We start from the raw sequence: 19,273 nt of genomic DNA on the forward strand, positions 1-19,273 counted from the left end.
GTAGTTCAGCCGACTGCATCGTCGACATGACCGAAGTCGTGCCGGTAGCGGGACGAATCGGACAGTGTGGGGCGTCCGTCCACCCGACCGATCGATACCGGCTCGGCGTCGAACAGCTCGAGTTCGTGCAGTTTTCTCGCCGTCACGCTAACCCTGGAGTCCACCGATCCGACGGTGGAGTTGAAGGAGTCCACGGCCTTGCCCAGATTGGCCCCGAGCTTGTCCAAGTGCGTCGACACGACGCCGATGCGGGTGTACAACTCGCGCCCCAACTGCTGGATGCGCGCCGCGTCCTCGGCCAACGACTCCTGCTTCCAGGTGTATGCCACCGTGCGCAACAGCGCGACCAGGGTGGTGGGGGTGGCCAGGATCACGTTCCTTCCGAAGGCGTACTCGAGCAGGCCGGTATCGGACGTCAGTGCTGCATCCAGAAACGGGTCGCCGGGAACGAACAGCACGACGAATTCCGGCGTCGGCTCGAACGCCTCCCAGTACGCCTTGTCGGCCAACTGATCGATGTGGGTCCGCAGCTGTTTGGCGTGACGTCGCAGGTTCTTCTCGCGAGCGCCCGGGGCATCGTCCTGAGCAGCATCGAGGTAGGCCGCGAACGGCACCTTGGCGTCGACGACGATCTGACGACCGCCGGCGAGACGGACGATCATGTCCGGTCTGATGCCGTCCTTGCTGACCTGAGTGTCGAAATCGCAGTGCTTGAGCATGCCCGCGAGCTCGACGACCCGCTCGAGCTGGATCTCTCCCCACCGTCCTCTGATCTGCGGGGCACGCAGCGCCGTCACCAACTGGCTGGTCTGGGTGGACAGATGCATCGACGCTCGGTGCATACCGGTGACCTGCTCGGACAATCCTGCGTAGGCCCTGATTCGATTGTGTTCGACTTGCCGGACGTGCTCGGACAGTGCATCGACGGCGTCGTGCAACGGCTCGACCAGGTGCGAGACCTGTTGCCCGATCACGGTGGAGTGTCGCCGAGCGGAATCCTCGTTGACCGCGCTCAGCGACTGCCGAAGCATGCCTTCGTGCTCGCGCAGCGCAGCCAGTTGCGCCTCGGCCCGCACAGCTCTGTCGCCCATCCGCGAGGCGTGCAGCAACCAGCCCACCACCGCTCCGATGCCGAGGGCCACGAGCAGGCCGAACGCCGTGAGAATGTTCATGGAAACAGATGATGCAGGAAGGTACCGACAGACTTCGTTGCGCGGAGTTCGTTGACCGTCCTCAGTTCCCGACAGGCCGACGCGCCTCGAATAGTTTGTCGGTGCTTGCCGATAGCGTCGAACACATGAGAATCCTGCACACCTCGGACTGGCACATAGGTCGCACCTTTCACGGTGTCGACCTGTTGGCCGATCAAGGCGCTGTGCTGGGGTCCATCGCGGAACTGGTTGCGGCACAATCGATCGATGTGGTGGTGGTACCGGGCGATATCTACGATCGTGCTGTGCCCAGCGCCGACGCCGTGCTGGTCTGCAATCGCGGGCTGGAAGCAATTCGAGCAGCGGGTGCCGTCATCGTCGCGACGTCGGGCAACCACGACTCCCCGGCTCGGCTGGGAGCCGGTGCTGCGTTCGCTGCGGCGGGAGGCCTGCACCTGATGACTCGGGTGGGCGATGTCGCCACACCGGTCGTCGTCGACGACGAGCACGGCGGCGTTGCGTTCTACGGCATTCCGTATCTCGAGCCGGAGACCACCCGCCTGGAACTCGATGTTCCTGCAGCGCGTACCCACGCCGAGGTGCTCGGAGCCGCGATGGATCGTGTTCGCGGCGACCTCGATGCGAGAGCCGCTGCAGGAGAACATGTTCGGTCGGTCGTGCTCGCGCATGCGTTCATCGTCGGTGGTGAGGCGACCGGATCGGAGCGGTCCATTTCCTCCGGTGGCATCGAAACCGCACCGGCGTCGGCGTTCGACGGAGTCGACTACGTCGCGCTCGGTCATCTGCATTCTCCGCAGATTCTCACCGACCGAGTGCGGTACTCCGGGTCTCCTCTGCCGTATTCGTTCGGCGAGCGATCGCACCGCAAGGCCGTGTGGATTCTCGAACTCGACGCGAACGGACTCGGCAACGTCGAGCGAGTGGACCTGCCGGTGGTGCGCGGGCTCGCCCGCATCGAAGGTACGGTCGAGGAATTGCTCTCAAACGCAACCTATTCCGATGTCGAGGACCACTACGTCTCTGCCGTGCTCACCGACGACGTCCGTCCGGTGGACGCAATGCGGTTGCTGCAGCAGCGGTTTCGGCACGCGATACACCTCGAGTGGCGTCGCCCCGAGGGGTCGGGAGAGCTTCGCTACCGCGACCGGGTGCGCGGTCGCAGTGATCTCGCCATTGCCACCTCGTTCCTGACGGACATGCGTAGCGAACCCACCGCAGCGGAGTCCGCATTGCTGGCCCGCGCTCTGGCGTCGGTACAGCGCGAGGACGAAACCATCGACGGAGCTACCGCAGACCGCGGTGCTGCATGAGGCTGCATTCGCTCGAGATCACCGCTTTCGGACCCTTCGCGGGTACCGAGACGGTCGATTTCGATGCGCTCGGAGCCGATGGGCTCTTCTTGTTGCACGGGCACACGGGGGCCGGCAAGACGACGGTTCTCGACGCCGTGGCGTTTGCCCTGTACGGAACCGTGCCAGGGGCGCGCCGCGAGGGTAAGCGACTGCTGTCCGACCACGCGGCCGTGGGAGCGGTACCGAAGGTGACCCTCGAGGCGACCCTCGGCGGACGGCGCATCCGAATCGTGCGCAGTCCGGAGTTCCTGCGCCCCAAGCTCAGAAGCACCGGAACCACCAAGCAACACGCCAAAGCCAGTCTCACCTGGCTCGACGGTCGCGGGCAGAACCTCACCCGGCTCAGCGAGATCGGCGACGCCGTCAACGCGTTGCTGGGAATGAGCGCCGACCAGTTCTTTCAGGTGGTGCTGTTACCGCAGGGCGAATTCGCGCGATTCCTGCGAGCCGACAGTGACGAGCGCGGGAGCCTGCTCGAAAGGCTCTTCGACACAGGCCGATTCGGTGACGTCGAAGAGTGGTTCGCGCAGCGCCGCCGAGAGTTGGCCGCCGATCTCGCCGATGCCCACCACAACATCGACATCATGCTCGGGCGGGTGTCGCAGGCATCGGGAGTGCCCGAGCCCGTCACCGACGACCGCCAACAACAGGACCCGCTCGACTGGGCGGCCGACGTCCTGACCGACGCTCGCCAGAATCGGACCCTTGCTCAGGGGCGCGCGGTGCTGGTCGACGCGGCAGCTCGGCGGGCGTCCGAGGCGCTGGCTCAGGCCACGATCGTTCTGGATCTGCAGCGCAGGCGTGCTCTCGCCGAGGAGCAACTCGCACAGCACCACAACGGGGAGGTGGCACGAGCAGCGCGCAGAACCGAACTGGCAGATTCCGCGGCCGCAGGACCGATCGCCGACGCCGCTGCGGATCTGTCTCTGGCACGTGCGGCGGGCGAGGCGGCGACCGCCGCGCTGGCCGCAGCCGAACGCGAGCTACCGACGTCGCTGGAGGGGCAGCGGTTTCACGACGCCCTGCATTGGCCACCCGCGCCGGGCGATCCTGCGGACGAGCGCACCGTCGTCGCGCAGTTCGTGCGCGACTGGACCACCGACGTCGCACGGATGCAGTCGTTGCTCGGGGTCGTACGCGAAGCAGACAAGCTCGACGGTGCCCTGGTCGACTATCGAGCACAACAACGCAGCATTGCAGCGCAGATCGAACGCACCGAGCAGCAGCAGGCGTCGATGCCCGAGAAGATCGCGGCCGCCGAATCTCGGGTAGCGCGAGCCGATGCCGCCGCGACACAGCTGCCGGGACTCGACGAGCGCTGCGAACGGGCTCGCGTGGCCGCCGAATCCGCCATCGAATTGGTACGCAAGCGCGCCGCGCTTCTCGAGTGCGAACGTTCCCGCGACCGTGCCGCCGCCGCACACAACACCGCGTGGGAGCACCTCCTCGATCTTCGTGAGCGCCGCATCGACGGGATGGCAGCAGAGCTGGCGGCCTTCTTGAAAGCCGGCGAGCCGTGCCAGGTGTGTGGATCGGCCGCGCATCCTCACCCCGCTGCGGCCTCGACGTCGACGGTGACCAAGGCGCAGGAAGACAAGGCAGCCGCTGCCGAACGTAAGGCAGCTGCCGCCCGCGATCAGGCGGTCGGGGCTGTCGCGGAGGCCAGACTCGCAGTGGACCTGCTGCACGATCGCACCGGGGGAGCGACTCTCGCGGAGCTGACCCAGGCCCTCGATACCGCAACGAGTTCGGTGCAGGATGCCCGTGTGAGCGCCGCGGATGCCGATCCGGCGCGGGCGGAACTGAGCCGACTGCGCCGTGAGACGGACGAACTGACGGTCACACTCAACCACCTCGTCGCGTCCCGCGTGGCCGTGGACGAGCGAATATCGGCCACCGAGGAATCGCTGACGCAGATGCGTGCGTCGGTGTCGCAGGAAGTGGGCGAGGGCGAGTCGCTGATCGTTCGAATTGCCGAACGTGAGGCCCTGATAGACGGTGCGCGGCGAATCCAGGAGGCACGGATCGTCTGGCTCGACGCCACCGCACAGTCCGATGCGCTGCGCGCCGAGCTGGACCGACGAGTTACCGCATCGAGTTTCGCCTCCGTCGAGGCCGCTGCCGGGGCCGTTCTGACCGCCGATCGCGTCGAGCGAATCGAGGCCGAACTCCGCGCCGCCGACGAGCGTCGGGCGCATGCCGAACACGTACTACGTGAGCCCACCATCGTTGCCGTCGACGGGCATGCGCCGGTGGACCTGGATCCGCTGCGTCAGGCCTGTACCGAGCTGGACCGGCAGGTCAGATCCGCCGCCGCCACGGTAGCGGAATGCCGAAGGCGCGCAGACGATCTGGAACGGCTGATCGCCGAACTGTCGACTGCGGCCGAGGCCATCGCGCCGCAACGCGCGGAATTCGACGAGCTCGCCAACCTGGCGGACGTGGTGGCCGGGCGCGGTCAGAATGCCAGGAAGATGTCGCTGCGGTCCTATGTTCTTGCGTCCCGGCTCGAGGACGTCGCCGAGTCGGCCTCGGCGCGACTGCGTCGGATGTCCTCGGGGCGATACGAATTCGTCCATTCCGACGAGGCGGGTGCGAGGGGCAAGCGCGGTGGTCTCGGCCTCGACATCCGTGACGATTACACCGGTGTCGTGCGCTCGGCGAAGACCCTCTCGGGCGGCGAGGCGTTCCTCGCCTCGCTCGCCCTCGCGCTCGGACTCGCAGATGTGGTGGCCGCCGAATCCGGTGGCGTCGTACTCGACACCATGTTCATCGACGAGGGGTTCGGCACGCTCGATGCCGACACTCTCGAGCAGGTGATGGCCGTCCTCGACGAACTACGCGCAGGCGGACGCGTCGTCGGCGTAGTCAGTCACGTCGACGAGATGCGCCAGCGCATTCCCAGTCGCCTCTACGTCAAACGGGAGCGCACCGGTTCGACGCTTCAGGTCGTCGCGTCCTGACCTGACGCAGTCTTGTCGGGCTTCGACTCGCCCTCGTCGTCCAGACCGGCCTGCTCGTCGGTCAGTCCCTCGGGCGGCGGGATCTCGTCTTCCAGTTCGTCCTGGTCCGGTTCGTTCGAGCGTGCGTCGATCTGTTCGGACAGGTATCGGATCAGCACTGCGGCAACAGCAGCGGCCGGAACTGCGAGGAATGCACCGATGATGCCGAACAACGAGCTGCCGCCCGTCACCGCGAGGAGCACGATCGCCGGATGCAGGTTCATGCTTCGACTCTGCAGAATCGGCTGCAGCACATTGCCTTCCAACTGCTGCACCGCGACGATGATGGCGAGCACGATCAACGCCGTGGTCAGCCCGTTCGCCACCAGGGCCACGAGAACTGCGAGCGCACCCGCGACGAAAGCACCGACAATCGGGATGAACCCACCGAGGAATGTCAGCGTTGCGAGTACCAGCGCCAGCGGAACGCCGAGAATGACGAGTCCGAGGCCGATGAAGAAGGCGTCGATGAAACTGACGATGGCCTGAGTTCGGATGAATCCGCCCAGCGTCGCCCACATCCGCGAGAGCACCTCGCCCAGATGGCGTCCGGCGCGGCCACCGGAGAACCCGTGCAGCCACGGCAGGAACTTCGGACCGTCCTTGACGAAGAAGAACGACAGAACCAGCACCAACGCGAGAGTGACCAGCAGCGAGCCGGCGGCGGAGACGCCGGTGAACACGCCGGTGGCGATGACCTCGCCGCTGTCCTGTAGACGCGACACGATCGCCGACACGGCCGAGTCGATCTGGTCGTCGCCGATGTTCAGCGGCGGGCCCTTCAGCCAGTCCTGAACCTGCGCGATTCCGCCCGACGCCTGGTCCACCAACTCGGGAGCCTGCTCGGCCACCGACGGAATGATCAGAGTGATGACGCCGCCGATGACGACGAAGAACACCACGAGCGAGACCGACGCGGCCAGCGCGGGAGGAAATCCGAGCCGCATCATCAGTTTCGCCGGCGGCCACAACACCGTCGCGACGATGACTGCGAGCAGGACCGGCAACAGGATCACCCACAGATGACCGATCAGCCAACCGAACACCCAGGCTCCGGCCGCGATCGACACCAGGATGAGCGACCACTTGGCGAGCCACAGGCCGCCGACCCCGATGAGGTCCCCGCGGTCCTTGTCGGGCTTGGCGGATGCCGTGGATTTTCCTGGCACTGCCGATTCGGTCACTGGGGCTTCCTCACATTCGGCGGATGGCGGATCGTGAAGAACCATAACGCCCGGGACCGTTAGGCCGCGGGCCACCGCCACCCGACGCGGCAGCGGTCAGGCGCTCTCGTGTGCCAACAGCCATTTCTTGGCGGGCAATCCCCAACGGAATCCGCCGAGGGCACCGCCGATACGGACCACCCGGTGACACGGCACGAACAGCGCAGCCGCATTGCGCGCACAGGCGGACGCCGCACCGCGGATGGCTGTGGGTCGGCCCGACAGCTCCGCGAATCGGGAGTAGGTCACCGGAGCGCCGGGTTCGACGGTGCGCAGCACATCCCAGGCGTGCATCAGGAATTCACCGGACCGTTGCGCGACGGGCACATCGTCGATCCGATCGAGTTCGCCGCGGTGGTAGGCGTCGACGGCGTCGGTGACCGTGCCGAGGTCGGCGGCACTGCGAACGGTGTGGGGTCGCATCGTCGGGTGAATCAGGATGCGCAGCTCCTCGATGTCATCGGTCCAGCCCGACGCGAGTACGCGCTGATCGGCGTCGACGATGGTGGTGAACGGGCCGATCGGGGTGTCTCGGGTGGCGGCTGTGGCAGTCATGCTTGTCTTCTTTCCAGTGCGGTGATCCACAGGTGCATCGAGACGTACGAGCGCCACGGTGCCCAGCGGGCTGAGTTCTTCAACGAGATGTCCAGGGCTTGCGCACCCTGGCGGACGACCAGGTCGGTGTCGAGGAGAACGTCGGGGTCGCCGAGCAGACGCATCACGACATAACGAGCGGTCCACGGTCCGATGCCCTTGAGCGCCAGCAGTTCTCGCTCCAGTTCGGGACCCTCGCGCGCGGGATGCAGCTCTACGGTTCCCGACGCGATGGCGTCGGCGACGCGGATGACGGTCTGGACGCGGGCCGCAGGGCCGGTGAGAACCTCGTGACCGCGTTCGGCGATGACGGCGGCCTCGGGAAACAACCTGGTGACGGTGTTGTTGCCGAGGTCGAGTGGTGCGCCGAGCGCGTCGACGAGCCGGGCAGTGTGGGTGGCCGCGGCCTTCAGGGAGATCTGTTGTCCGATCACGGTGCGCAGCAACATCTCTGCGCCGTCGACCACCCCGAGGGCCCGAATTCCTGGATGGGCCTCGACACTCGGTGCCAACTGCGGGTCGGCGTGCAGGGCGTCGTCGACGGCAAGTGGATCGGCGTCGAGGTCGAGGAGATGTCGGATTCGGGCGACGGCGGGAGCGAGGTCGCGCATGTCCTGCAATGTCACGGCTGCACTGACGAATCCGTCCATCACCCGCAGAGCCACCAGTCCGCCGGCGTGCGGCAGGCGCAGTGATCGGACGTATTCTCCGTCCTCGGAGAACGATTCGATGCCCTCGACCACGTGACCACGAAGGAACCACTCGATCCAGCCGCGGTCCAACGGCTGGCGGTAGGGCAGTCGCAACGTGACCGTTCCACCCGCGGTTGTCACCGCGGTGCGGTGTGCCTCCCGCCGCAGCGTCGATGGATCGACGGCGAACACTTCCTTGACGGTGTCGTTGAACTGCCGAACGCTGGAAAAGCCTGCTGCGAAGGCGATGTCGGACATCGACATGTCCGTGGTCTGAATCAGTGTGCGGGCGGTGTGTGCTCGGTGCGCGCGGGCCAATGCCAGCGGGCCTGCACCGACCTCGGCGGTCAACACCCGAGTCAGTTGTCGGCTCGAGTAACCGAGGGTGCTGGCGAGGCCGTCGACGCCGCCACGCTCGACGGCCCCGTCGGAGATCAGTCGCATAGCGCGAGAGCTGAGGTCGGAGTGGATGTTCCACCGCGGGGAACCGGGGGTGGCGTCGGGCTGGCAGCGGCGGCACGCACGATAGCCGGATTGTTGAGCTGCGGCGGCCGTGGCCAGGAACGAGACGTTGCCCGGCTTGGGTGTGCGCGCCGGGCAGGACGGGCGGCAGTAGATGCCGGTGGTGCGAACGGCGGTGAAGAACTGGCCGTCGAACCGTGCGTCACGCGAGGAGACCGCGCGATAACACCGATCGAAGTCCAGTTCTTGCACCTGCCGTTCGCTGCTCATGTACCTACTGTGTCAGCGCGATCCCGCCAGTGCTAGCGGAAATCGGACAGCACCGTGTCAGCAGCACCGTGCCCCTGGATTTCGGTCCGCTTCCGCGTGCCGGTCCTTCCAGTACTGACGCACGGTCGGCGGTTCCTGACCCGGGTGGTGCCGAGCCAGGTGGGCGACGTACCGGTCGTAATCGTGGTCGCCCATCACCGAGGTGATCCACCACCACAGCCCGCGCATCTAGTGCGCCGATCCGGGTCTACGGACGGTGCCCGCGTCGATCAGCTCGTCCCACTCGGCCTGCACTTGCTTCTCGGCCGGAGTGAGCACGAAGCCGCTGGGGCCGAAGATCTTCGACGGAACCTCCGGCTCTTCGTTGTCGGGCAGATCAGCTCCGCGAACGGCCTTGATACACACCCACACCCCGGCGATCACGACCACCAGGACGAGTACCGCGAAGACGATCGACAGCGTGCCCTGGATGAAGGTGTTGCGGATGACGGCGTCGATGGCCTCGGGTGTCTTGGCGCTGCCGAACTCGCTCAGTCCCTGCGCCTTGGCGTCGCGGAACTGCGAGTGCTGAGTCCAGTAGCCGATGGCCGGGGTCGAGGAGAAGATCTTCTGGTAGGAGGCCGTCATGGTGACGATCAGGTCCCAGGCCAGCGGAACACCGGGAATCCAGGCCCACTTGTAGAGGCCACGCTTGACGACGATGACCATCACCACCGTCAACGCGATCGCCGCGAGCAACTGGTTGGCGATACCGAACAGCGGGAACAGGGTGTTGATGCCGCCCAGTGGATCGGTGACGCCCATGAGAAGGATTGCGCCCCAGGCTGCGACGACGATCAGCGAGCAGATCCAGGCTCCGGGACGCCAGGACGGGTCCTTGAACTTCTTGGCCGAGGCTCCGGGCAGGTTGCCGATGCTGTCGGAGAGCATGAAGCGCGCGACACGGGTGCCTGCATCGACCGTGGTGAGGATGAACAGTGCCTCGAACATGATCGCGAAGTGGTACCAGAACGACTTGAGCGATTCGCCGCCGAACACCTGGTGCAGTACCTCGGACATACCGAACGCGAGTGTCGGTGCTCCGCCGGTGCGGGAAATGATCGATTCCTCGCCCACATCGGCTGCCGCCTGGCTCAATTCGGCCGCCGAGATGTCTCCGCCGCTCAGGCCCAATCCGTTGACGTAATCCGCCGCTGTCTCGGGCGTGCCGCCGGTCAACGTCGCCGGTGCGTTCAATGCGAAGTAGATGTGCTGATCGAGAACGCAGGCGGTGATGAGCGCCATGATGGCGACGAACGACTCGGTGAGCATGCCGCCGTAGCCGATCATCCGCATCTGCTTTTCCTTCTCGAGCAACTTCGGCGTGGTGCCGGAGGAGATCAGAGCGTGGAAACCGGAGAGTGCACCGCAGGCGATGGTGATGAACAGGAACGGGAACAGCGATCCCGCGAATGCCGGGCCGTTGCCCTCGGTGGCGAAGCTCGTCATGGCGGGCATCTGGATCTCGGGACGAGCGATGAGAATACCGACGGCCAGCAGCGCGATGGTGCCGACCTTCATGAACGTCGACAGGTAATCGCGCGGTGCGAGCAACAGCCACACCGGCAGGATGCAGGCGAGCAGGCCGTAGCCGATCAGCAACCAGGCGACGGTCACCTTGGAGAGGGTGAACCAGTCGGTGCCCCATTCTGTTTCGGCAACCCAGCCGCCGGCGACGATGGCGAACAGCAGCAGGACGACACCGATGAGCGAGACCTCAGTGACGTTGCCCGGTCGCAGGTAGCGCAGGTACACGCCCATGAACAGTGCGATCGGGATGGTCAGCGCGATGGAGAAGACGCCCCATGGGCTTTCGGCGAGCGCGTTGACGACGACGAGTGCCAGCACCGCGATCAGGATGATCATGATGACGAACACCGCGATCAGCGCCGCGGTACCACCGACGACGCCGAGTTCGTCGCGGGCCATCTGGCCGAGGCTGCGGCCGTTGCGGCGCGTCGAGATCCACAGCACCAGGAAGTCCTGGACGGCACCGGCGAACACGACGCCGATGATGATCCACATCGTGCCGGGTAGGTAGCCCATCTGGGCGGCGAGAACGGGTCCGACGAGGGGGCCGGCTCCGGCGATCGCGGCGAAGTGGTGGCCGAACAGCACCCGACGATCGGTCGGCATGTAGTCCTTGCCGTTTTCCAGAATCTCGGCCGGTGTGGCTCTGTCGTCTCGAGGAAAGACGATCTTGCGTTCGATCAACCTGGCGTAGAAGCGAAACGCGAAGATGTAGGTGCAGACGGCGGCGATGACGAACCAGACGGCGTTGGGGTTCTCCCCGCGCACGATGGCGATGATCGTCCAGGCGACACCGCCGAGTAGGCCGATCGCGACGAGCATCAGACGCTTGATCGGCGTCATCGGATGTGACTCGACGACGCCGACGGGTGGTAGGTCGGGATCTGTCTTCAGCAGTTCGACGTGTGGATCGTCGGGTGCTTTCAGTGACATGTGTGGGGTCTCCAGGATCGCAGGTGTGACTGCGATCACCCTATGTGGGCAGCCGGTGCTCGTCCTCGAATCGACGCATCGCGTTGCGCCCGGCGGTCGCTGGAGTGCGACGAACGGAAATGTCTCCGGGGCCGTCAGCTACCGAGAGCGTCGTCGACGGCCCGGGCACTGAGTACCTGATCCAGCACCAGTGCTGCGCTACCGATGACCCCGGAGAGGTCGCCGTGGGTGGTGGCCTGGATGGTGAGAGCCTTGGTGGCCAGCGCAGTCGCGTTTCCGTAGACGGTCTCGCGCAGTCCTGCAACGAAGATGTCGTACGCATTGGCCATGTCGCCGCCGACGATGAGGACCTCGGGGTTGAGCAGATTGACGGCTCCGGCCAGGGTTTCGCCGATGTGGCGTCCACTGTCGCGGATGAGTCTGCGTGCTTCGGGGTCACCGCTGACCGCGAGGTCGACAACACCGCGGATGTGTCCCACTTCTCGGCCCTGCTCGTTCAACGCGCGCACCAATGCCCAGCCGCCGGCAATGGCCTCGAGGCAACCACTGTCGCCGCACCGGCACGCGACACCCGCTGCGGCTGCGGTCTTGGTGTGGCCGAATTCGCCTGCTGCGCCCAGTGATCCACGCTGTAGTGCGCCGCCCGCGACGATCCCGGCACCGAGACCCGTCGAGGCCTTGACCAAGAGGGCGTTCTGGAAGCGATCTCGATTGTCCCGGCGTTCGGCGAGGACCATCGCGTTGGCGTCGTTGTCGAGAAAGACCGGAGCAGATGTGGTGTCGGCGAAGAACGGGGCCAGTGGCACTCCGTCCCAGCCGTGCATGATCGGTGAGTCCAGGCTGCACCCGCGCGCGGTGTCGGCGGTGCCGGGGATGGACAGGCCGACGCCGAGAATGCGATGTTCGGTTCGGTGCGATTCGTCGAGCAATGCCTGCAATCGCTTGGTGATCTGCGGCATCAGCTCGTCCGGCCCGATGCCGATTTCCTGATCGACGGTATCGCCGGCGAGGAACTCCCCACCGAGAGTGAAGACGCCCAGTTGCGAGCGGCTTCGTCCGATCGCGGCCGCGAGTACGACACCCGCGTCGACGTCGAAGGACAAGCGCGCAGGGGGGCGTCCACCCGTCGACTGAGTGTCCTCGGTTTCGATGATCAAGCCGAGTCCGGCGAGTGCAGCTACCCGGGAGGCGACGGCCGAGCGAGACAGTCCGGTGATCCGGCCCAATTCGGCGCGGGTGTCGGCTTCGCCGTCGCGAACCAGAGCAAAGATCTCACCTGCGGTCGCAGGTGGAGCGCTCAGGCGCGGCATCGACATATACGCCATTCAACCAACTGGCAACTTTTACGGCAACACCCTAAGAATTGCTACTTAGAACTTTGAAAAACATAAGTTGGGTTGCTGATCGACTTAACCGGCTCTAGGCTGAGTCGTGAGAGACCGAACATCGGAGATGCTCATGGACACACTTCATCCGGTTCTGCGTCAGGTCACCGACCGCATCGCAGACCGCAGCCAGTCCGACCGCACGAAATATCTCGCTCGAATCGCTGCTGCCGGGGATCGAGGCCCGGCGCGTGGCCGACTCGCCTGCGCCAATATCGCCCACGGATTCGCGGCCTCAGGGAAGGCCGACAAGCAAGCGCTGCGTGGCATGGTCAAGCCCAACATCGCGATCGTCTCCGCCTACAACGACATGCTCTCGGCGCACAAGCCGTTCGAGACATACCCGGCCGTACTGAAGAAGTCGGTCATCGACGCCGGTGGCATCGCGCAGTTCGCCGGTGGCGTCCCAGCGATGTGCGACGGCATCACGCAGGGCCACGACGGCATGCAGCTGTCCCTGTTCAGTCGGGACATCATCGCGATGTCGACGGCAATTGCGTTGTCCCACGACATGTTCGACGCCACCCTGATGCTCGGCGTGTGCGACAAGATCGTCCCCGGAATGCTCATCGGCGCACTGAGTTTCGGCCATCTGCCTGCGGTGTTCGTGCCCGCGGGCCCGATGACATCCGGACTTCCCAACGGCGAGAAGGCAAAAGCTCGTCAGCTGTATGCCGAGGGCAAGGTGGGCCGTGAGGCACTGCTGGACGCCGAGGCCGCGTCGTATCACGGCAGTGGCACGTGCACGTTCTTCGGAACGGCCAATTCCAACCAGCTGCTCATGGAGGTCATGGGTCTGCATCTGCCGGGCTCGTCGTTCGTCAACCCCGGAACCGCGATGCGCGACGCGCTCACCCGCGAGGCCGCGCACGTCGTCACCGGTCTGACGTCCCTCGGAGACAACTACACCCCGGTGGGGGAGGTCGTCGACGTCAAGTCGATCGTCAACGGCTGCGTCGCACTGCTGGCCACCGGCGGCTCGACCAACCACACGATGCACCTCGTCGCCATCGCGAAAGCCGCCGGCATCACGCTGACGTGGCAGGACCTGTCCGATCTGTCGGCCGTGGTGCCGCTGATGGCCAGGATCTACCCCAACGGCAAAGCCGACGTCAACCACTTCCACGCGGCCGGTGGACTCGGGTTCGTCATCGGGTCTCTGCTCGACGCCGGATTGATGCACGAGGATGTGAAAACCGTTGCCGGGCAGGGCCTGCGGCGCTACACGCAGGAACCGAAGCTCGACGGCGACGGGGTGATGTGGCAGGACGGTACTCGGATGAGCCACGACGACACCGTGTTACGTGGCGCGAACGAGCCGTTCAGCGCCGACGGTGGACTGAAGATGCTGATCGGGCCGATCGGAAAGTGTGTCATCAAGACTTCGGCATTGGCACCCGAACATCGGGTGGTCACCGGACCGGCGCGAGTGTTCGACGACCAAGCGGACTTCCTCGAGGCATTCGATGCAGGGCTTCTCGACGGCGACTTCGTTGCGGTGCTGCGTTATCAGGGCCCGCAGGCCAACGGCATGCCCGAGTTGCACAAGCTGACCCCGGCTCTGGGAATCCTGCAGGACAAGGGACGGTCCGTCGCGCTGATCACGGACGGCCGGATGTCCGGGGCCTCCGGAAAGGTTGCTGCAGCAATCCATCTCACTCCCGAAGCCGCGAGTGGGGGACCGATCGCGAAAATTCTCGACGGTGACATGATCACCCTCGACTCCCTCGACGGCACATTGTCGATCGACGTTCCGCTCGACGAGTTCGAGGCACGACCGGTCGCCGGACGAGTCCTGGACAAGGACGAATGGTCCAGCACCGGTCGTGACCTGTTCTCGGGCATGCGTGCGCTCGTCGGCCCGGCCGACGAGGGCGCAATGTTCGTCATGCGCTGAGTCCCTGTAACTCCACAAGAAGGTAAGAACGTGACTGCATCTCTGCTCGACCGCGTACCCGTCATCCCCGTCGTCGTCATCGAGAACCTCGATCATGCTGTTCCGATCGCACGTGCCCTGGTGGCGGGCGGAGTGCCCGTCATCGAGCTGACGTTGCGGACTCCGGTGGCACTCGACGCCATCGAGCGCATCGCGGCGGAGGTCCCCGAGATCCTCGTCGGTGCGGGCACGATCGTCACTCCCGGCCAGGCCAAGCAGGCTGCCGACGCGGGTGCTCAGTTCCTGGTCTCGCCCGGCTGCACGGCTTCACTGACGAAGGCCATGCGTGATACCGGACTACCGCATCTGCCCGGTGCCGCAACGGTATCCGAGGTGCTGACCTTGCTCGAAGCCGGTTACACCGAGCTCAAGTTCTTCCCGGCCGAAGCATCCGGTGGTGCGAATTTCTTGAAGTCGATCCACTCGCCGATCCCGGCCGCACGCTTCTGCCCGACGGGTGGAATCTCCACCGCCAATGCGTCGACGTACCTGGCGCTGCCGAACGTCGGATGCGTCGGGGGATCGTGGCTCACTCCGGCCGCGGCTGTCGCAGAACAAGATTGGGATGCAATCGTCGCTCTTGCGGCAGCCACAGCCGAATTGGTCTGAGATTCCCCGTCCTCCGATGGAACCAGACGTGACGGTGCGGCGTCCTACTGGTTGTCCGTCATCGAACAATCGGGGGAAATTCTCATGTCAGGTCCGTACGAGCAACCGTTCCCAGCCGCACAGTCGTTTCCAGCGGGGCAGTCCTTTCCGGCCGAGCAGCCGTATCCGCAGCCAGCTGCTCTGCCGTCCTCCAATGCAGGCTGGGCCGTCGTGGCCGTCATCTTCTTCTGGCCGCTGGCCATTCCAGCGTTCAACCACGCACTGAAGGTGCACCCGCTGTGGATGATGGGAAACGTTCAGGGAGCAGAGTATTCGTCGAATCGGGCCGGGTTCTTCGGGAAGCTGTCGCTGATCATCTTCGGTGCCTTCATCGTTCTCTACCTTGCGTTCATCGGCTTGGTCGTCTCGACCATGTGACCGGTCGACGGCGGTTCACTGCTCACCCGCGCGTGACCGAGATGCCGCCGTCGACGTAGAGGGTTGTTCCGTGGACCATCGCGGCGTTGTCCGATACCAGGAACAGAACGCCATCGGCGATGTCCTGAGGCGAGAGCACCGCGCCTGCGGGCGTGCCGGCCGTCATGGCGTCGAGTACTTGACGAGCGTCCTCGTTGCCCGGGGTCAGAGTCGCTCCGGGTGCGAGGGCGTTCACTCGCACGCCGCGCGGTCCGAACTCGGCTGCCCAACTGCGCGTGAGCTGTTCGTCGGCGGCTTTGGTGGCGGAATACATAGCGGCAAAGGGGCTGCCCATCGTGGCCATCCACGACCCGATGTTCACGATGACTCCGCTACCGCGCTCGGCCATGGCCGGGGCCAGCGCGCCGACGAGCACATGTGGAGCTCGGACGTTGACGGCAAGCATCGCGTCGAGCTGATCATCGGGCAGGTCGGCGGTGGCGGTGGCCGGATAGATGCCGGCGTTGTTGACGAGAATGTCGACGCGGCCGCCGAGAGCGTCGGTGCTGCGGGCGGCGAATTCGCGGAGCTCCTGGTAGCTGCCCGAGAGATCGACGTCGATGAAGGCCGCAGTGCCGCCTGTCTCGGAAATGCTGTGCGCCAGGGCCTTGCCGCGCTCGGCGTCGCGGCCGCTGACGACCACCGATGCCCCCTGGGCGGCGAGGGTCAGCGCGATGGCAGCACCGATCCCACTGGTCGATCCGGTGACGACGGCGGTGCGTCCGAGGAGCTGCGGAGAAGTAGAAGAAGTCATGACGCCATGTCTACGGTCGGTCGATGCAGTCAACCAGGCGTCGTTCTGCCTAGGTCTGTCATGACCAGGTTGGCAATCGCCCATGTCGCTACTGTGGAATTCGTGAACAAGGACAGGTCCGCCCTCAGCGCGTTTCTGCGTGATCGGCGCGACCGCATGACTCCGGTCGAGGCCGGGATTCGTACGTATCCCGGTGCCAGACGGGTGCCGGGGCTGCGGCGCGAAGAGCTGGCGGCTCTGGCCGGAGTGAGTCCGGATTACTACAGCAAACTCGAACAGGGTCGCCAGGCCAACGTGTCGACCGAGGTGCTGCGGGCAATCGCCGGCGCGTTGAAGCTCGATGAGGTCGAGTCCGCGCATCTACTCGATCTCGCGTCCCCGGCGACGCCCACCGAGGATGTTGCGCAGCTACCGAATCCGGGGCTGCTACAGGTCATGAAGGCGCTCGACCATGTGCCGGTGATCCTGCTCGGGCGTAGCGGGGCCGTCCTGGCCAGCAACTCGCTGGTTCGATCCGTACTGAGTCTGCAACCGCCCGCTGATCACTCGTTGTTCCACTATCTGTTTCGCAATCCCATCGCCCGCGAGCGAATCGTCAATTGGTCGCAGTTCGCGGCGGCCTCGGTCGCGGCGCTTCGCCGCGATCTTGCCCGTCGACCGGGAGACCCGACCCTGACGGCGTTGATCGACGAATTGCGTTCGTCGGAGACATGTTTCGAGCAATGGTGGAGCGATCACGAGGTCGCCGAATTTGCAGGTGCAACCAAGATCATTCAGCACCCGGCGGCGGGCACCCTGCAATTCGGGATCGAGTTTCTGACGTCGCCGAGCGAGCCGGATCAAAGTCTGATCGTCTACACGGTCGAGGAAGGGTCGAGTACGGCGAAAGTACTGCCGATCCTGGCGAGCTGGGACCCGAGTTCGGCGATCACCTCTTGACCTGAACAACACTCGAGGTTTTAGCGTCGTAGCCATGGACACACTCGGTCTCGGCACAATCGGCATTTCCATCGACGTGTCACCGTCGCACCTCGACGACGCACGCGAGTTGGAATCACTCGGATTCACCTCGGTCTGGTTGCCGGGTGGGCAGCTCGATCGACTCGGCAGGCTGGCCGATCTGGTCCACGCGACCGAGACTGCGACCATCGTTCCGGGGATCGTGCCGGTCGATGTGTACTCGCCTGCGCAGACCGGTGAACTGTTCGACGAGCTCTCGGGCACCGGTCGATTCGTCCTCGGCCTCGGTGGGCCGCAGAGTGCTCGGCCTTTGGCTGGGTTGAGGAAGTACCTCGACGAGCTCGAGGTGCCCGCCGATCACCTTCTGCTTGCGGCGCTCGGTCCGAAGAAGTTGGAGATGGCGCGGGACCGCGCTGCCGGCGCAATCGCGTTGCTGGTGACGCCGGAGTGGACGGCGCAGGCGCGCAGTGCACTCGGTGGGTCGACGTTGGTGGTCGACCAGTTCGTCGTGGTCGAGTCCGATCCGGATCGGGCGCGCGCTGCAGCTCGGGAACCGCTGAGCTTTCTCGCCACGGTCCCTGGGTATCGGCAGAACTTCCTGCGCATGGGGTTCACCGAGGCGGATGTCGACGATCTCAGCGACCGTCTGGTCGACGGCTTGGCGGTGTGGGGGAGTGTCGACGACATCGCCGAGCGAGTGTCCGCGCACCATGCTGCCGGCGCAGATCACGTGGTTCTGGCGCCGCTGGGTGCGTCGAGTATCGAGGCTGGCCGGGCACTGTCCGAGCTGGTGGTGTTGTCAAAGTAGACTCCATAGATCGTGAGCCTCACCCTCGGAATCGTCGGACTGCCCAACGTCGGCAAGTCCACCCTCTTCAACGCGCTGACCAACAACGATGTGCTGGCCGCGAACTATCCGTTCGCCACCATCGAGCCCAACGTCGGTGTGGTCGCGCTGCCGGATCCCCGGCTCGAGAAGCTGGCCGAGGTGTTCGGTTCGGAGAAGCTCGTGCCTGCGCTGGTGTCGTTCGTCGACATCGCCGGCATCGTCAAGGGTGCGTCCGAGGGCGCAGGCCTGGGCAACAAGTTCCTCGCCAACATTCGTGAGGCCGACGCCATCTGCCAGGTCGTTCGTGTCTTCGCCGACGACGACGTGGTGCACGTCGATGGTCGCGTCGACCCGACCGCAGACATCGAGGTCATCGAAACCGAACTCGCGATCGCCGATCTGCAGACCCTCGAGAAGGCCATCCCGCGCCTCGAGAAAGAGGTGCGGATCAAGAAGGATCGCAAGCCCGCGCTCGACGCGGCTCTGGCGGCACAGGCCGTACTGAACGACGGCAAGACGTTGTTCTCGGCCAAGGCGAAGTTGGACTTCGAGCTGCTCGGTGAATTTCAGCTGCTCACCACCAAGCCCTTCCTCTACGTCTTCAACGCCGACGAGTCGGTGCTGACCGACGACGCGAAGATCGGCGAACTGGCTCGTCTCGTTGCCCCCGCCGACGCGGTGTTCCTCGACGCCAAGATCGAATCCGAACTGCTCGAGCTGGACAAGGAATCGGCAGCGGAACTGCTCGAATCCGTCGGACAGACGGAGCCCGGTCTCGACGCATTGGCTCGCGCCGGCTTCCACACTCTGGGCCTGCAGACCTACCTCACCGCAGGCCCGAAAGAGGCCCGCGCGTGGACGATTCATCGAGGCGACACGGCTCCGCAGGCTGCGGGAGTCATTCACACCGACTTCGAGCGCGGTTTCATCAAGGCCGAAATCGTTTCCTTCGACGACCTCGTAGCCGCAGGGTCGATGGCCTCGGCCAAGGCTGCCGGCAAGGTGCGCATCGAGGGCAAGGACTACGTCATGTCCGACGGCGACGTGGTGGAGTTCCGCTTCAACGTCTAGCTTG

16 protein-coding genes are annotated in these 19,273 nt (G+C 65.3%); 8 read left to right on the plus strand and 8 right to left on the minus strand.

Going from position 1 to position 19,273, the window contains the following annotated elements; all coding sequences use genetic code 11:
- Window positions 1–5: 5 nt before the first annotated feature.
- Window positions 6–1,172 (minus strand): DNA recombination protein RmuC, encoded by a 1,167-nt coding sequence (locus CH305_RS15235; protein ID WP_032380535.1) that lies wholly within the window; start codon window positions 1,170–1,172, stop codon window positions 6–8.
- A gap of 125 nt (window positions 1,173–1,297) precedes the next feature.
- Here CH305_RS15235 and CH305_RS15240 point away from each other — a divergent pair, with 125 nt between their 5' ends.
- Together CH305_RS15240 and CH305_RS15245 are read left to right on the plus strand one after the other, a co-directional pair.
- Entirely contained in the window at window positions 1,298–2,482 is a 1,185-nt protein-coding gene (locus CH305_RS15240) for an exonuclease SbcCD subunit D (RefSeq protein WP_094704112.1), read from the plus strand.
- Entirely contained in the window at window positions 2,479–5,487 is a 3,009-nt protein-coding gene (locus tag CH305_RS15245) for an AAA family ATPase (RefSeq protein WP_094704113.1), read from the plus strand. Before CH305_RS15240 ends, CH305_RS15245 begins: the two co-directional genes overlap by 4 nt.
- Here CH305_RS15245 and CH305_RS15250 read toward each other — a convergent pair.
- The 6 genes from CH305_RS15250 to CH305_RS15275 all read right to left on the minus strand — a co-directional run bounded on the left by CH305_RS15250 (window position 5,469) and on the right by CH305_RS15275 (window position 12,585).
- A complete protein-coding gene (locus CH305_RS15250) occupies window positions 5,469–6,710 on the minus strand; it encodes an AI-2E family transporter (RefSeq protein ID WP_032402970.1) in 1,242 nt (413 codons plus the stop codon). The genes CH305_RS15245 and CH305_RS15250 overlap by 19 nt on opposite strands.
- A gap of 96 nt (window positions 6,711–6,806) precedes the next feature.
- The gene (locus CH305_RS15255) at window positions 6,807–7,304 is read right to left on the minus strand and encodes a methylated-DNA--[protein]-cysteine S-methyltransferase (RefSeq protein WP_094704114.1); all 498 of its coding nucleotides are present in this window, start codon (window positions 7,302–7,304) and stop codon (window positions 6,807–6,809) included.
- Entirely contained in the window at window positions 7,301–8,767 is a 1,467-nt protein-coding gene (locus tag CH305_RS15260) for a DNA-3-methyladenine glycosylase 2 family protein (protein ID WP_037153511.1), read from the minus strand. Before CH305_RS15260 ends, CH305_RS15255 begins: the two co-directional genes overlap by 4 nt.
- A gap of 57 nt (window positions 8,768–8,824) precedes the next feature.
- The gene (locus CH305_RS15265) at window positions 8,825–8,995 is read right to left on the minus strand and encodes a YbdD/YjiX family protein (RefSeq protein ID WP_072692145.1); all 171 of its coding nucleotides are present in this window, start codon (window positions 8,993–8,995) and stop codon (window positions 8,825–8,827) included.
- Window positions 8,996–11,269, minus strand: a complete 2,274-nt coding sequence (locus CH305_RS15270) for a carbon starvation CstA family protein (protein ID WP_094704175.1) — start codon at window positions 11,267–11,269, stop codon at window positions 8,996–8,998.
- Between the two features lie 134 nt (window positions 11,270–11,403).
- Window positions 11,404–12,585, minus strand: a complete 1,182-nt coding sequence (locus tag CH305_RS15275; RefSeq protein ID WP_032380540.1) for an ROK family transcriptional regulator — start codon at window positions 12,583–12,585, stop codon at window positions 11,404–11,406.
- A 142-nt stretch (window positions 12,586–12,727) separates the two neighbouring features.
- On the opposite strand from CH305_RS15275, the gene edd reads away from it, so the two are divergent.
- The 3 genes from edd (at window position 12,728) to CH305_RS15290 (ending at window position 15,616) form a co-directional block, all read left to right on the plus strand.
- Window positions 12,728–14,551 (plus strand): phosphogluconate dehydratase, encoded by a 1,824-nt coding sequence (edd, locus tag CH305_RS15280; protein WP_094704176.1) that lies wholly within the window; start codon window positions 12,728–12,730, stop codon window positions 14,549–14,551.
- 30 nt (window positions 14,552–14,581) lie between these two features.
- On the plus strand, window positions 14,582–15,199 hold the full coding sequence (gene eda / locus CH305_RS15285) for a bifunctional 4-hydroxy-2-oxoglutarate aldolase/2-dehydro-3-deoxy-phosphogluconate aldolase (RefSeq protein WP_094704115.1): 618 nt from the start codon (window positions 14,582–14,584) through the stop codon (window positions 15,197–15,199).
- An 84-nt stretch (window positions 15,200–15,283) separates the two neighbouring features.
- Window positions 15,284–15,616, plus strand: a complete 333-nt coding sequence (locus CH305_RS15290) for a CD225/dispanin family protein (protein ID WP_094704116.1) — start codon at window positions 15,284–15,286, stop codon at window positions 15,614–15,616.
- Window positions 15,617–15,638: 22 nt separating this feature from the next.
- Here the strand turns inward: CH305_RS15290 and CH305_RS15295 are convergent, their stop codons facing one another.
- Complete coding sequence (locus CH305_RS15295) at window positions 15,639–16,409, minus strand: SDR family NAD(P)-dependent oxidoreductase (RefSeq protein ID WP_032402975.1); 771 nt, start codon at window positions 16,407–16,409, stop codon at window positions 15,639–15,641.
- Between the two features lie 102 nt (window positions 16,410–16,511).
- Here CH305_RS15295 and CH305_RS15300 point away from each other — a divergent pair, with 102 nt between their 5' ends.
- From CH305_RS15300 to ychF, 3 genes are read left to right on the plus strand one after another with little or no spacing between them, the layout of a single operon-like run.
- Window positions 16,512–17,348, plus strand: a complete 837-nt coding sequence (locus CH305_RS15300; protein ID WP_094704177.1) for a helix-turn-helix domain-containing protein — start codon at window positions 16,512–16,514, stop codon at window positions 17,346–17,348.
- Between the two features lie 34 nt (window positions 17,349–17,382).
- The gene (locus CH305_RS15305) at window positions 17,383–18,177 is read left to right on the plus strand and encodes a TIGR03620 family F420-dependent LLM class oxidoreductase (protein WP_094704117.1); all 795 of its coding nucleotides are present in this window, start codon (window positions 17,383–17,385) and stop codon (window positions 18,175–18,177) included.
- Window positions 18,178–18,189: 12 nt separating this feature from the next.
- On the plus strand, window positions 18,190–19,269 hold the full coding sequence (gene ychF, locus CH305_RS15310) for a redox-regulated ATPase YchF (RefSeq protein ID WP_032386277.1): 1,080 nt from the start codon (window positions 18,190–18,192) through the stop codon (window positions 19,267–19,269).
- Window positions 19,270–19,273: the final 4 nt, after the last annotated feature.

This window comes from Rhodococcus sp. 15-649-2-2 (genome assembly GCF_002258645.1).
Taxonomy (GTDB): Bacteria; Actinomycetota; Actinomycetes; order Mycobacteriales; family Mycobacteriaceae; genus Rhodococcoides.